We start from the raw sequence: 13,614 nt of genomic DNA, 5'->3' as shown, positions 1-13,614 counted from the left end.
TCCAGAGCATTCAACATGGTATTTGCAAACAAGCTTTCCCTGGCCTGCGGCCTCGCCGCTGCACTGCTGGCCGGTGGGGCCAGCGCCGAAGGCAAGATCAGCATCGCCCAGCAGTTCGGCATCGGCTACCTCATTCTCGATGTGGTGCGTGACCAGCACCTGATCGAGAAGCACGGCAAGCAGCAGGGCATCGACATCGAGGTGGACTGGAACAGCATTTCCGGCGCCACCGCAATGAACGAGGCGTTGCTCGCCGGTGCGTTGGACGTGGTCTCGGCCGGAGTGCCGCCGATGCTCACCGTGTGGGATCGGACCAAGGGCCGGCAGAACGTCAAGGCCATTGCGTCGCTGGGCTCCATGCCCAACTACCTGCTCAGCAACAATCCAGACGTGAAGACCTTGAAAGACTTCACCGACAAGGATCGCATCGCGGTGCCCGCCGCTGGCGTGGGCTTCCAGTCGCGGACCCTGCAGCTGGAAACGGCCAAGCTGTACGGCGACAAGGAATTCAAGAAGTTCGACAACATTTCGGTGAGCATTCCCCATCCGGATGCGACCTCGGCACTGATCGCTGGCGGTTCGGAAATCAGCGCGCATTTCTCCAGCCCGCCGTTCCAGTACCAGGCCCTGGAAAACCCCAAGGTGCACAAGGTGCTCAGCAGCTACGACATCCTCGGTGGCCCGGCGACCTTCAACGTGTTGTACACCACGCAGAAATTCCACGACGAAAACCCCAAGACCTACAAGGCGTTCTATGACGCGCTGGTGGAAGCGGCGCAGATCGTCAAAGCGGACAAGGTAGCCGCCGCCAAGACCTACATCCGTGTCGAGAAATCCACCCTGAGCGAGGCGTTCGTCGAGAAGATCGTGAAGGACCCGGAGATCGACTTCACCGTGGTCCCGCAACGCACCTTCATCTACGCCGAACGCCTGCATGAGCTGGGCGTGCTGAAGAACAAGGCGCAGAGCTGGAAGGACTACTTCTTCGAAGAAGCGCACGGCGGCGACGGCAGCTGATCATTGCTTTGAAAGCATCGACGCCGACGCTCACATGCCCTGTGAGCGTCGGCGTCTTGCGTTTCAGACGGCGGCGGGTGCGGGCAGGCCCAGGGCAGGGTAGTACTGGGCGAAACGCACGTTGTCGTGCTGGTCGACGAGCTTCTTCAGCCGCTCGTTAAACGCCCGCCCGACACCGTACTGCCCGCCGGACACCGTGCGGAACTGTGCAGTGAGCACGATGCCGTTGAGGTCCATCTTGTCCACCCCGAACACCTGCAGCGGCCCCTGCAGGTTGTGCTTGAGCATCACGTCGTCGACGATCGATTGGCCCGCCTGCTTGATCAGATCCAGGGCTGTATCGATGTCGCTGTCGTAGGTGAACTGCACCGAAAAGAACGCATAGGCGAACTGCCGGGACTGGTTGGTCACTGCCTTGATCTGGCCGAACGGCACCGAATGCACGAAGCCCTTGCCGTCGCGCAGGCGCAGGGTGCGGATGGTCAGGCTCTCCACGGTGCCCGCATGCCCGGAATCGAGCACCACCCAGTCGCCGATGGCGATGGTGTCTTCGATGAGAATGAACAGCCCGGTGATGACATCCTGCACCAGCTGTTGCGAGCCGAAGCCGATGGCCAGGCCGACCACCCCGGCACCGGCCAGCAGCGGCGCGACGTTGATGCCCAGGTTGGCCATGGTGGTGATGGTGCAGATCACCAGCAGGATGATTTTGATCGCGTTGCGCAGCATCGGCAGGATGGTCAACACCCGCGTGCTCGGCTGACGCGTGGCGCGCTTGCCCACCGAGGGCTTCAGTGCCTCCTGGATGGCGGTGTCCAGCACCACCCAGAGCAGCCAGGTGACCAACAGGATCAAGCCGATGCTGCTCAGCGAATCACTAATGGCGCGGCCCATGCTGTTGCGCGCGGCGAATTCCAGCATCGACACGCCCCAGATGCGCCCCAGCAGCTCGATGAAGGCGATGGCCATGGCGATGCGTGCCACCGCATGCCCCAGGCTGCGCAGCAGCTCTTTATAGGGACGCAGACGCGGCGTGGCCGTGGCAGGAGGCTTGAATAGGTGCTGCATGACCGTGCTGAGAAACACCGTGGCGATCAGCAGGACCGTGGTCAGCAACGCATTCTGCAAGGCTTTCTGGCTTTCCTCGCCCGCACCGATCAGATGCACCGCCGACACCAGGATCATCAGCAGGATAGGCAGGTACCACAGGGATGAGAACAGCCGCAGCGATTCCTGCACCGCACGATGCTGCAGACGCTGCGGCAGTGGCCGGTTGCGGATCAGGTGGGCCACCGGCCTGCGCATGCGTACCACCAATACGGCGAACGAGAGAGTGGCGAACAGACCCGCGACCACCGCCAGGCTGGCAGTGAAATTGGTCCCCAGTTGCCGGGCGATCTGCGGGCTGGTCAGCGCATCGCTGAGCGCGGCAAGAAAGCCGATCATGAACAGCGGCCGTGGCGCATAGCGTCGCAAGGCGCCGACGGCAGCGCGCTTGTGCCCGCTGTCGAACAGGGTGATCACGCACATGATTACCGACGTTGAGAAAATGCCGCTGCTGGTAGCGTAGGCCAGCGACATGCCGATGGCGCGGGCGATGGACATGTCCAGTAAATGACTGGCGTACAGCGTCACCGGCAGCGCGACGAGGGCCGCAAGGGTAAAGGGCAGGATATAGCCCAGCAGGTTGTGCAGCCGGGGGCGTTCCCGGACGAATCGGCGGCGTGCGCTGCGCGCGACGATGAAGCGCCCAAGGAAATGCACGGCCAGAAACGTGGCCATCCAGCACACCGACAGCAGGATGAAATCGGTCGTCAGGTCCAGCGCGGAGCGTGAATGCCGATTGATCAGCGTGTCGACCTCGCTGGCGGCGCGATCGGTGCGCAAGCGCCAGGTGTCTAGCACGTGCTCGTCCAAGTCGAGCTTTTTCTGCACATCGTCGATGCCGTTGCTCAGGGCGCCCAGCAGACCTCCCTGCACCAGCGGCGCGGGGTCTTCGGTGGGTGCATCGGCTGCGGGTGCCTCGGCGGCCTGCAGACTGAAACTCAGCAGCACAGACAGCAGGAAGAGGGTGAATCTGGCGCGGGAACTGAACACAATGCGGGTCGCTCTATTGGTCGGTACACCAGTCACTGATTGAATTTTGCCGGGCAAGTTCGCCGATTGGCGGCATTTGTCGGGATTGTTCATCTTGCGTTTGGGGCATCTGCCCTCTGTTCAGGGCGGGTCTGCTACCGTTCATACGTTTCTCATCCAAGGCTTTGATCATGTCGTCGAGCAGCACCTACGCCACCGCCGCACCCGGGCGGCGAGAGCAGTTTTCCACCCGTATCGCTTTCTTCATCGCCGGCTTCGCCATGGCCGCCTGGGCCCCGCTGGTGCCCTTGGCCAAGGCGCGGGCCGAACTCAGCGATGGCAGCCTGGGATTGCTGTTGCTGGGCCTGGGGGCCGGTTCGATTCTGGCCATGCCGTTGTCCGGTTATCTGTGCGCCCGCTGGGGTTGCCGACGTGTCATCGTCGGTGCCGGCGTGCTGATCTGCCTGATGTTGCCGCTGCTGGCCACGGCCGGGACCCTGCCGCTGCTGATCGGTGCGGTGTTGCTGTTCGGTGCTGGGATGGGGGCCATCGACTGCGCCATGAATATCCAGGCAGTGCTGGTCGAGAAGGCCAGTGGTCGACCGATGATGTCGGGCTTCCATGGCCTGTTCAGCGTTGGCGGCATACTCGGGGCCGGCGGCATGACCGCACTGCTCGCGCTGGGCCTGACGCCGCTGCTGGCAGTGGCCTGTGTGGTGGCAGTGACCCTGCTGGCGGTATTCAAGGCCGCACCCCACCTGCTGCCCTATGGCAACGAAAGCGACGGCCCGTTGTTCGCCATGCCGCGCGGCATCGTGCTGTTTCTCGGCGCGCTGTGCTTCATCGTCTTTCTCACCGAGGGCGCGATGCTCGACTGGAGCGCAGTATTCCTGGTCTCCGAGCGGGACATGCAACCGGCCTATGCCGGACTTGGCTATGCGGCGTTCGCCACTGCCATGACCATCGGCCGTCTGACCGGCGACAGGATCGTCGCTCGCTTCGGTGGAGCGCGGGTCACCTTGTTCGGTGGGCTGTGCGCCGCTGCTGGACTGGCCCTGTCGCTTGCCATCCCGGCCTGGCCTGCCGCGTTGCTGGGTTATGCGCTGATCGGCGCCGGTTGCTCCAACATCGTCCCGGTGCTGTTCACCGCTGTCGGCCGGCAGACCACCATGCCGCAGAGCGCGGCCATCCCGGCTATGACCTCGCTGGGGTATGCGGGGATTCTGGTAGGGCCGGCGTTCATCGGCTTCGTCGCCCACGGCAGCAGCCTGTCGATCGCGCTGGGCGTGCTGATCGTGCTGCTGCTGTTCGTCGCCGCCAGCGGGCGCTACCTGCGAAACTGAAGCGACCGTGCAGGGTCTACGCTGAACGGGGTCCAGCCGACCCTTCATGGTCATTCGATACGGAGTTCAGCCATGCAATTGTACGGATCCTGTCACTGCGGTGCCGTCACCTTCAGCCTGCACAGCGCCCACCCTTATCCTTATCAGCGTTGCTACTGTTCGATCTGCCGCAAGACCCAGGGCGGCGGTGGCTACGCGATCAACCTGGGGGGCGAGGCCGCGAGCCTCAATGTGCAGGGCCGCAGCCACATCACCGTCTACCACGCCCGGATGCCCGACGAAGACGGCACTGGCACCCACGCCAGCACCGCCGAACGGCATTTCTGTCATCTGTGCGGCAGTGCCCTGTGGCTGTTCGATCCGGCCTGGCCGGAGCTGGTGCATCCCTTTGCCAGCGCCATCGACAGCGAGCTGCCCGTGCCGCCGGAGCACACTCACCTGCTGCTGGACTCCAAGGCAGGGTGGGTTGAGGTGGAAGCCGGCAAGAATGACCGGCAATTCCAGCAGTACCCTGACGAATCGTTGGCTCAATGGCACGAGCGGCTCGGCTTGACTCAGGACTGAGCCTGCTGGCCGTTCGGAAACATGGTGAATCATCTCGGGGGTATCGTCAGACCATGGCGCGGCGAACGCCGAGGACGATTCAGCCTCAAAGGCCTGAACCCACCGTGATCGAGGACACGCCCTTCATGAAGTTGTCCCTATTGGCGACCGTGCTTCTTGGCGCGATGCTGTCCCATTCGGCCTTGGCCGACGTGGCCGCTGCACCCGAGCCGACACGCCAGCCCATCAGCCTGGCTGCAAACGACACCTCCAACCCCTACAACAGCCCGATTCGACGGATTAACCCCAACAGTCGGCAGGGCACCACCGCGCCCAATCCGCAGCTGCGCCAGCCAACACAGCGCACCGATAACCCGCGGCCGCCGACGCTGGAAAATCGCGGCATTGGCAACGGCGATAACCTGCGCCGGCCGGCCAACGGCACCCAGCAACCCCGCACTGCCCCTGGCACGCGGTGATTCCTCTTTTTTTCCGCTGAAGGATAAGCCCTATGTTGCAGAAAACCCTTTTCGCCTCAGCCTTCGCCGGCCTTGCCCTGTATGGAATGGCCGCTTCGGCCGCCACGGTGAAAACCTATCAGAGCGAACTGGGCCAGGTGACGGTCACTACCGTTGCCGAAGGCCTCAAATACCCATGGGCTCTGGCGTTCTTGCCGGACAACAAGGGCATGCTGGTGACCGAAAAACCAGGTGATCTGCGCGTGGTCAGCGCCGAAGGCAAGATTTCGTCGCCCATCAGCGGCGTGCCGCAGGTCTGGGCGAAGAACCAGGGCGGGCTGCTCGACGTGGTGCTGTCGCCCGACTTCAAGGCTGACCGCATGGTTTATCTGTCGTATGCCGAGCAGGGTGAGGACGGCAAGGGAGGTACGGCGGTGGGGCGCGGCCGGTTGTCCGAGGACCTGACTCACCTGGAAAACTTCACCACGATCTTCCGTCAGGAGCCCAAGCTGTCGGTTGGCAACCATTTCGGTTCGCGGCTGGTGTTCGACCGCGACGGCTACCTGTTCATCGCCTTGGGCGAAAACAATCAGCGCTCGACTTCTCAGGATCTGGACAAGCTGCAGGGCAAGGTTGTGCGTATCTTCCCCGACGGCAAGGTGCCCAAGGACAACCCATTCGTAGGACAGAAAAACGTGCGCCCGGAAATCTGGTCGTTCGGCCACCGCAATCAGCAGGGTGCGGCCTTGAACCCGTGGACAGGCACCCTGTGGACCCATGAGCACGGCGCCAAAGGTGGCGATGAGCTGAACATCATCGAGAAGGGGGCCAATTATGGCTGGCCACTCTACACCCACGGCATCAACTATTCCGGCGAGCCGATTCCCGAAGCGAAAGGGAAAACCGGTCCGGGCATCACCGATCCCTACCATGTCTGGGAAAAATCGCCGGCCATCAGCGGTATGGCGTTTTATGACAACGACAAGTTCAAGCGCTGGAATCACAACCTGTTCATCGGTGGGCTGGCGTCCGAAGACCTGATCCGCCTGCAGTTCGAAGACGACAAGGTGGTGCACGAAGAGCGTCTGCTGGGCGAGCGCGGCGAGCGTATCCGCGACGTGCGTCAGGGCCCCGACGGCTATCTCTACGTGCTGACCGATGACGACGACGGTGAATTGCTCAAGATCGGCCTGGAATGAATCGGCCCATTTGATCGACGCCGTGAAACCTCTGGGCCATCTTCGAGTCGATTGCTGGTCAACGACTTGCAGGGTCCTGGCGATTCCATGGTCTCAAGAGGTTCAGCATGATCGGCGTCATCATACCCGTGCACAACGAGCAGGCCAGCCTCGACCGATGCCTGCAATCGGTCATGCTGGCCGCCGAGCATGGCACCTTGTGCACCGAGCTGGTCCGTATCGTTGTGGTGCTGGATAACTGCAGCGATCGGTCGCGGGACATTGCCCAGCGCTACCCGGTGCGGTTGATCGATATCGGCGCTGGCAGCAAAGTCACTGCCCGGGCGGCGGGCGCTGCTCATCTGGTTCAGGCTGGAGCGCGTTGGCTGGCCTGGACCGAGGCCGACGCTCGCGTTCCCGATGACTGGCTGGCGGCTCAGTTGGCGTACCGGGTGGATGCGGTCTGTGGTCGCGTGGACCTCGAACCGGGCATGCTGAAGGCAGTTGCCGGCCAGCGTCGCCGACGGTCCATTGCCTTTGACGAGCCGCGGCCCAGTGTTCATGGTGCAAACCTGGGCATCAGTTCTGCGGCGTATACGGAGGCCGGTGGGCTCAAGGCGGGGCAGGATGAGGTGCAGCTGGTTCGCCAGATAGAATCCAGTGGTCGGCGTATCGCCTGGAGTGGTTCGGTGCGTGTGAGGCGCGGTACACCGGTTGGCAGTGGTTATGGCGAGCCGGCGCGGCTTCCGGCATTGAGCAAAGTCAGTGGGTTCTGAAATGTTGAATGTGATCACGCTGGTGCATGGCCGCGAGCGGCAGCTGGACAACGTCATCCGCGGACTGGAGCGGGGTAGCCTGATGCCGGAGGCGTTCTGGGTGGTGTTCATGAACCAGCCTGCGCGCGATCTGCACAGTGAGTGTTTTCCGATTCACTGCTTGGTGGTCGACGATGCTTCCCACGGTCTGCCGCTGGCCAAAGCGCGCAATGCAGTGCGCCAGTGCGAAGGCGAGCGGTGGGTGTTTCTCGACGTGGACTGCATTCCTGGCGAAAGCCTGCTTTCCGATTACGCGGTTGCGTTGCGCGAGATGCCTGAATCCTTGCATCTGGGCGAGGTGCGCTATCTGCCCAGCACCGCGCAGATGGAGGGCTGGACCCATGCCACGCTGGCCCGCGATGGGGTGGCCCACCCGTTGAGCCAATACCGGGGCGAACCAGGATCGCTGCTGCCCCATCATCTGTTCTGGTCGCTGAATTTTGCCTGTACGCGCGAGGTGTTCGAGCGCGTCGGTGGCTTTGACGAGGGGTATCTGGGCTATGGTGCTGAAGACACCGATTTCGCTTTCAGTGCGCGTCGGCAGGGTGTGGAGTTGAGAACGGCGGCGGCACAGGCTTTCCACCAATACCATCCCACCTGGCGTCCGCCACTCAACCATTTCTCCGCGATCGTGGCCAATGCGCAGCGCTTCCATCAACGCTGGCAGGAGTGGCCCATGGAGGGCTGGCTTGGCGAGTTCGTCGAGCTGGGTCTGGTGAGCTGGTCTGCGCAATCGTTGCAGATTCTGCGCCATCCGACCCATGCGGAAGTCGATGCCTGCCTGGATCGTGCGGGCTCGGGGTTCTGAAGCCTTCGTCCGATTCGGCAACGATTGCCGGCTTGCTCACGTTTCACCGGTTTCCTACCTTGACGGCTTTTCCGGAGACCAGGAAATGTCGGCGTGCAGGAGAGCCTGTGGGTTGCGCAAGGGGCGCGCGAGCGAAGTGGGTCAGGTGTATTCGATCACCTGTATGACGGCAGACCGGGAATCGGTGTTTGCCTGTTGGCGAAGTGCTCGGTTGTTGGTAGCTCAGTTGCGGACCATGCATGAGTCGGGGGATGTCGAATCCCTGGCATGGGTGGTGATGCCGGATCATGTGCATTGGTTGTTCCAACTGCGCAAGGGCGACCTTGCCACGGTCATCTGCCGCATGAAAGCGCGCAGCAGCCTGGCCATCAATCGCCGCAACGCGACTTGCGGCCGGCTTTGGCAGAAAGGCTACTACGACAGAGCGATGCGCCGCGAAGACGACCTGCGAGCGGCAGCCCGCTACATCATCATGAACCCCGTTCGCGCTGGCCTGGTCGAGAAGGTCGGTGATTATCCGCTGTGGGATGCGATCTGGCTTTGATCGGCAAGCCTATTTACCGCCGATGCGTTGTGTCAGAGATATCGCATGTACCGCCGACAGGTGTACCCCCCCTGTAGCAGCGGCGCGAGCCGCGTCCGGGGGCGGCGTGTTGGGTCAGGAGGAATGCAGGTACCGCCGACGCGGCTTGCGCCGCTGCTACAGGGGATCGCGGTGTGTAGCAGCGGCGCGAGCCGCGTCCGGGGGTGGTGTGGTGGATTAGGTGAAATGCGTATACCGCTACAGGGGATCGCGTTCGAGGAGGTAGGCGATGCGGCCGACCAGGTCGCCCATGCGGAACGGCTTGATGACCAGGTCCATGCCCTCGGCGAGGAAAGTCTGCAGGTCCAGGGCGTTTTCGGCGTAGCCGGTCATGAACAGCACCGGCAGCTCGGGGCGCATGTCGCGGGCGGCGTCGGCGAGGACGCGGCCGTTCATTTGCGGCAAGCCCACATCGGTCAGCAGCAGCTGGATCGACGGGTCGGTGCGCAGGGCTCCCAATGCATCCAGCGCGCTGTCCACCTCGGTGCAGCGGTAGCCCGCATCGGTCAGCGCCTCGACCACGAACATCCGTACCGACGCCATGTCTTCCACGATCAACAGGTGCTCACCCTTGCCGCGATTCTCCAACTGCACCGGTTCGCTGGGCAGCGGCAGCAGCGCAAGGCCGGCCGGGAGCATCAAAGTGACCTCGGTGCCATGACCGAGCAGACTGCGAATCCTCACATCACCGCCAGACTGCCGGGCAAAGCCGTAGATCGTCGACAGACCCAACCCCGTGCCCTTGCCGACCGCCTTGGTGGTGAAAAACGGATCGAAGACCTTGTCGATGATGCTGTGATCGATCCCCGTACCGTCGTCACGCACCGACAACACCACGTAGTCGCCGTCGGCCAGGCGCGTGTCGCCTCGCGAATAGGCAGCGAAGGTCGACAGGCGGATGTTGCCACCTTCCGGCAGCGCATCGCGGGCGTTGATCACCAGGTTCAGCACGGCGTTTTCGAACTGGATCGGATCCACCATGGCAATCGCCGCGCTGTCGGTCAGGTCCAGGCTCAAGGTGATCCGCTCGCCGATGGTGCGGCGCAGCAGGTCTTCCAATGAATGCACGTGCTGATTGATCGCGATCGGCCGGGTGTCCAGCGGCTGCTGTCGGGCGAAGGCAAGCATGCGGTGGGTGAGGGCGGCGGCGTTGGTGGCCGACTGCAGCGCCGCGTCGGCGTAGCGGGACACGGTCTTGTCGACGCTGGCTGCGGCACCGGCTGGCTCCACACGCTTCTTGATCAGTTCCAGCGCCGTGATGATACCGGTCAGCAGGTTGTTGAAATCGTGGGCGATGCCCCCGGTGAGCTTGCCCAGGGCGTCCATCTTCTGCACCTGCAGCAGCTGCGTTTCGGTGCGTGCCCGCTCTGCCACTTCTTGGGCCAGCAAGGTCTGGGCGTCGGCCAACTGGATCTGTTGTTGGCGCTCGCGCTGGCGATGCTCGGTCACGTCCTCGATGAACACCAGGCTATGGCCAGGGGCACGGTAGGGCGAAACCTGCCATTCGGTTTCACGCAGCTGTTCGTCGACCTTGAGGGTCAGGTTACCGCGCCAGCGTTCGCCCTTGCTCAAGCGCACCTGCAGATCGTCCAGCACCGATTCCTGGCCCGCAGCCAATTGCGCCTGCAGGCTGGTCAGGGAGACCGGCGTAGGCAGGAGCTGGGAGAACGCATGGTTGCACTCGATCACCTGCAATTGCTCGTCGATCACCGCGATGGGCGCGGCGATGTTGGCGAAAATTTCGCGAAAACGTGCCTCGCTCTCGCGCAGCGCGTTTTCCGTATCGCGCACGCGCAACAGCGTGCGCAACGTCGCCAGCAGCACATCGGCATCGACCGGATGTATCAGGTACGCGTCGGCGCCGGCTTCCAGCCCGGTGATGATGTCGCCGGTCTGGATCGACGCCGCCGAGACATGGATGATCGGCAGCAAGGCCGTGGCCGGCTTGGCGCGCAGCAGGCGGACGATGTCGAAACCGCTCATGTCCGGCAGGTTGACGTCCAGGATCAGCGCATCCAGCGGCTTGCTGGCGATGAGTGCCAGGCCATCGCCACCGGTGCCGGCTTCCAGGATGGTGATGTCGTGCTGCTCCAATCGGCGCCGCAAGGCGTAGCGCGTGGCGCTGTTGTCGTCGACGATGAGGACGCGCACTTCAGGTGTCATGGCCAGGCTCCGGCGCGATGGCCAACGGAATGATCACAAAGAATGTCGAACCCACGCCGGGACTGCTCTCCACGCCCACCGTGCCACCCAACAGCTCGGCAAAGCGCTTGCACAGCGAAAGGCCCAGGCCCGTACCGCGCAGGCGCTTCTGCACCGGCGAATCGATCTGGGCGAAGTCCTCGAACAGGGTGCCATGCAGTTCTGCGGGAATGCCGATACCGGTATCGGTCACGGCGAAGCGGATCTGCGATGGCGATTCCAGCTTGGCCGACACCCGCACTTCGCCCGCGAGGGTGAACTTCAGCGAGTTGGAAATGAAGTTGCGCAGGATCTGCGCCAGCTTCTTGTCATCGGTGTACAGCCTTGGCAGCCCGGCGGGCTCTTCGAAAATCAGGTCCACGGCGCTGGCATTGACGATCGGCCGGAACATGCCGCGCAACGCCGAGAACAGATCGAACATGTCGAACCAGGCGGGCGAGATGGTGATCCGCCCGGCCTCGATCTTGGCCAGATCGAGCAGGTCATCGACCATGTCGCTGAGTTCCTGCGCAGCGTTGGTGATGAAACTCACCTGTTTCTGCTGTTCCGGCGCCAGGGGGCCGTCCAGCTCATCGGCGAGCAGACCGGTGATGCTCAGGATCGAACCCAGCGGCGTGCGGAACTCGTGGCTCATGTACGACAGGAAGCGGCTCTTGAGGTCCGAAGCCTGGCGCAGTTCTTCGGCTTGGCCGTCGAGTTCGCCGTACAGCGCCAGCACGCCCTGGTTGGTCTCATCCAGTTCTTCACGCAGGGCTTGTGCTTCGGCACGCAACTGGGCGATCAGGGCCGCGCTGGCCTGGGCGTCCAGCTCGAGGGGTTCAGACATGGGCGGGCTCCAGAGCGATAACCAATACGGTGATGTCGTCACGACCGCGACAGAAGTCGCGGTACAGCACTGACGCGATGATGGCGGGATGCAGGTGGATCAGGCCGGGGTAGTCAGCCATGTTCCAGCGTGACTGCAGGCCGTCGCTGTACAGGATCAGCACCTGCTGGCTGGCGTCATCGAAGGTGAAGGTCTGCGCGCGCCGGAACTGCGCGCCGACGATCCCTGGATGGGAAGCCAGCCCTCGGCTCTTGCCGGGCGCGACCAGCGTAGCGCCGATGTTGCCGATGCCGGCGAAACGCAACTGAGCCGAGTCGTAGTCGAACTGGGCCACGGCCGCCGCCCCACCACGGGTGCCGTTCATGGCCTGATGCAACTCATCGAGCACCTGTTCGGGCCGCGCGAACGGCGCCTGCGCGAATGCCTGGCACCCTGCACGGGCGGCCTTTTCGGCTTCCTCGCCATGCCCCAGGCCATCCACCACCAGTGCGCTGATGCCTTCGCCGGCGAAGGCCACCTGCCAGGCGTCGCCGCAGGCCGGATCATCGTGCAGCGAGCGTTGGGTCACGCCCAGACGCAGGTCGGCTTGGGTGTCGCGCTTGCGGTACAGTCGTGCCAGCACCACCGAACCGCGCGCGTCGCTGTAGACGTCGAAGATTTCCGATTGCCGCGCCAGAGCACCGAGGCCGATGCCTTGGGTACCGCGTGTGGAGTAGCCGTCGGCCAGGCATTCCTGCAGCTCGAAGCCTGTACCGCGATCCAGCGCCAGCAGTTCCACGCCCGGCGAGGTGGGATGGGGCAGGGCACGCAGGTGCAACTCGCCATGGCCTGCATGCTTGAGGACATTGCTGGCCAGCTCGGTCGCGACCAGCGCCACGCGGCCGCAGTCGGTTTCATCCAAGCCCTGGGCCTGCGCCATCTGCTGCGCGGCGCGGCGGGCTTCGCCGACCTGGCTGGAGTCCTGCAGCGCGATCACCTGAGTGATGGCGCTGCGCAAGGTCAGGTCCATCGGGTAATCGTCACGCGAGTGCCTTGGCCGGGCGCGGTGTCCAGTTCGAATTCTTCCACCAGCCGCCGTGCGCCGGTCAGACCCAGACCCAGGCCATTGCCGGAGGTCCAGCCGTCGGTCAGGGCCAGCTTGAGGTCGGGAATGCCCGGGCCTTCGTCACGGAAGGTCAGGCGCAGGCCTTTGCGTACGCCGTCGTCGAGAATCTGCCACTCCATGTCGCCACCACCGCCATAGACCACGGTGTTGCGTGCCAGCTCGCTGACCGCGGTCACCAGCTTGGTCAGGTCGATCAGACGCATGCCGCAGTCCTGGGCCAGCTTGCGCGCGGTCTGGCGAGCCAGCACCACGTCCTGTTCCAGGCGAACCGGTTGGCTGCCGCTGCTTTCGACGTTCATGAGCCGTTCACTCGGGCCTGCAGCAGGCGCATGCCGCGCTCCACGTTGAGCGCAGTGCTGACGCCGGGCAGGTTCATACCCAGCTCGACCAGGGTGATGGCCACGGCGGGCTGCATGCCGACCAGGACAGTCTCGGCGTCCATGATTCGCGACAGACCGGAGATGGTGCCGATCATGCGGCCGATGAACGAGTCGACCATGTCCAGCGCCGAGATATCGATCAACACGCCACGGGCTGAGGTCTTGCTGATCTTCTGCGCAAGGTCATCCTGCAAGGTCATCGCCAGTTGATCGTGCATGTCGACCTGGATGGTCACCAGCAGGTAAGGGCCCATCTGCAATATAGGGATGCGTTCCATGG

14 protein-coding genes are annotated in these 13,614 nt (G+C 63.6%); 8 read left to right on the top strand and 6 right to left on the bottom strand.

Annotated elements, in window-relative coordinates; translation table 11 throughout:
• Nucleotides 1-15 precede the first annotated feature (15 nt).
• Complete coding sequence (locus tag ASF66_RS03360) at nucleotides 16-1,017, top strand: ABC transporter substrate-binding protein (RefSeq protein ID WP_049859575.1); 1,002 nt, start codon at nucleotides 16-18, stop codon at nucleotides 1,015-1,017.
• A gap of 63 nt (nucleotides 1,018-1,080) precedes the next feature.
• On the opposite strand, the gene ASF66_RS03355 is transcribed toward ASF66_RS03360, so the two are convergent.
• Complete coding sequence (locus tag ASF66_RS03355; RefSeq protein ID WP_056842723.1) at nucleotides 1,081-3,114, bottom strand: mechanosensitive ion channel family protein; 2,034 nt, start codon at nucleotides 3,112-3,114, stop codon at nucleotides 1,081-1,083.
• A gap of 170 nt (nucleotides 3,115-3,284) precedes the next feature.
• Here ASF66_RS03355 and ASF66_RS03350 point away from each other — a divergent pair, with 170 nt between their 5' ends.
• The 7 genes from ASF66_RS03350 (at nucleotide 3,285) to ASF66_RS03320 (ending at nucleotide 8,782) form a co-directional block, all read left to right on the top strand.
• Nucleotides 3,285-4,436, top strand: coding sequence for an MFS transporter (locus ASF66_RS03350; RefSeq protein WP_056842722.1), 1,152 nt, complete (start codon nucleotides 3,285-3,287; stop codon nucleotides 4,434-4,436).
• A 72-nt stretch (nucleotides 4,437-4,508) separates the two neighbouring features.
• On the top strand, nucleotides 4,509-5,000 hold the full coding sequence (locus tag ASF66_RS03345; RefSeq protein WP_056842721.1) for a GFA family protein: 492 nt from the start codon (nucleotides 4,509-4,511) through the stop codon (nucleotides 4,998-5,000).
• Between the two features lie 164 nt (nucleotides 5,001-5,164).
• Nucleotides 5,165-5,458: a hypothetical protein gene (locus ASF66_RS03340; RefSeq protein ID WP_156463152.1), complete on the top strand. Its 294-nt coding sequence runs from the start codon at nucleotides 5,165-5,167 to the stop codon at nucleotides 5,456-5,458.
• Nucleotides 5,459-5,490: 32 nt separating this feature from the next.
• On the top strand, nucleotides 5,491-6,636 hold the full coding sequence (locus ASF66_RS03335) for a PQQ-dependent sugar dehydrogenase (RefSeq protein WP_056842720.1): 1,146 nt from the start codon (nucleotides 5,491-5,493) through the stop codon (nucleotides 6,634-6,636).
• 107 nt (nucleotides 6,637-6,743) lie between these two features.
• Nucleotides 6,744-7,391, top strand: a complete 648-nt coding sequence (locus tag ASF66_RS03330; RefSeq protein WP_049859581.1) for a glycosyltransferase — start codon at nucleotides 6,744-6,746, stop codon at nucleotides 7,389-7,391.
• 1 nt (nucleotide 7,392) lies between these two features.
• Nucleotides 7,393-8,238: a glycosyltransferase family 2 protein gene (locus ASF66_RS03325; protein WP_236707042.1), complete on the top strand. Its 846-nt coding sequence runs from the start codon at nucleotides 7,393-7,395 to the stop codon at nucleotides 8,236-8,238.
• 85 nt (nucleotides 8,239-8,323) lie between these two features.
• Nucleotides 8,324-8,782, top strand: coding sequence for an REP-associated tyrosine transposase (locus ASF66_RS03320; protein WP_056842719.1), 459 nt, complete (start codon nucleotides 8,324-8,326; stop codon nucleotides 8,780-8,782).
• A 237-nt stretch (nucleotides 8,783-9,019) separates the two neighbouring features.
• Here ASF66_RS03320 and ASF66_RS03315 read toward each other — a convergent pair whose 3' ends face one another.
• From ASF66_RS03315 to ASF66_RS03295, 5 genes are read right to left on the bottom strand one after another with little or no spacing between them, the layout of a single operon-like run.
• Entirely contained in the window at nucleotides 9,020-10,984 is a 1,965-nt protein-coding gene (locus tag ASF66_RS03315) for a response regulator (RefSeq protein ID WP_056842718.1), read from the bottom strand.
• Nucleotides 10,974-11,849, bottom strand: a complete 876-nt coding sequence (locus tag ASF66_RS03310; protein ID WP_056842717.1) for a sensor histidine kinase — start codon at nucleotides 11,847-11,849, stop codon at nucleotides 10,974-10,976. Before ASF66_RS03310 ends, ASF66_RS03315 begins: the two co-directional genes overlap by 11 nt.
• Nucleotides 11,842-12,852: a SpoIIE family protein phosphatase gene (locus tag ASF66_RS03305; protein WP_056843413.1), complete on the bottom strand. Its 1,011-nt coding sequence runs from the start codon at nucleotides 12,850-12,852 to the stop codon at nucleotides 11,842-11,844. The genes ASF66_RS03310 and ASF66_RS03305 overlap by 8 nt, the downstream gene beginning before the upstream one ends.
• On the bottom strand, nucleotides 12,849-13,253 hold the full coding sequence (locus ASF66_RS03300; RefSeq protein ID WP_056842716.1) for an anti-sigma regulatory factor: 405 nt from the start codon (nucleotides 13,251-13,253) through the stop codon (nucleotides 12,849-12,851). Before ASF66_RS03300 ends, ASF66_RS03305 begins: the two co-directional genes overlap by 4 nt.
• Nucleotides 13,250-13,612, bottom strand: coding sequence for an STAS domain-containing protein (locus ASF66_RS03295; protein ID WP_056842715.1), 363 nt, complete (start codon nucleotides 13,610-13,612; stop codon nucleotides 13,250-13,252). Before ASF66_RS03295 ends, ASF66_RS03300 begins: the two co-directional genes overlap by 4 nt.
• Between the last annotated feature and the right edge of the window lie 2 nt (nucleotides 13,613-13,614).

The organism is Pseudomonas sp. Leaf129, from assembly GCF_001423465.1.
GTDB classification, from domain to species: Bacteria; Pseudomonadota; Gammaproteobacteria; order Pseudomonadales; family Pseudomonadaceae; genus Aquipseudomonas; species Aquipseudomonas coleopterorum.
This window is presented reverse-complemented; position numbering and strand designations above follow the sequence as displayed.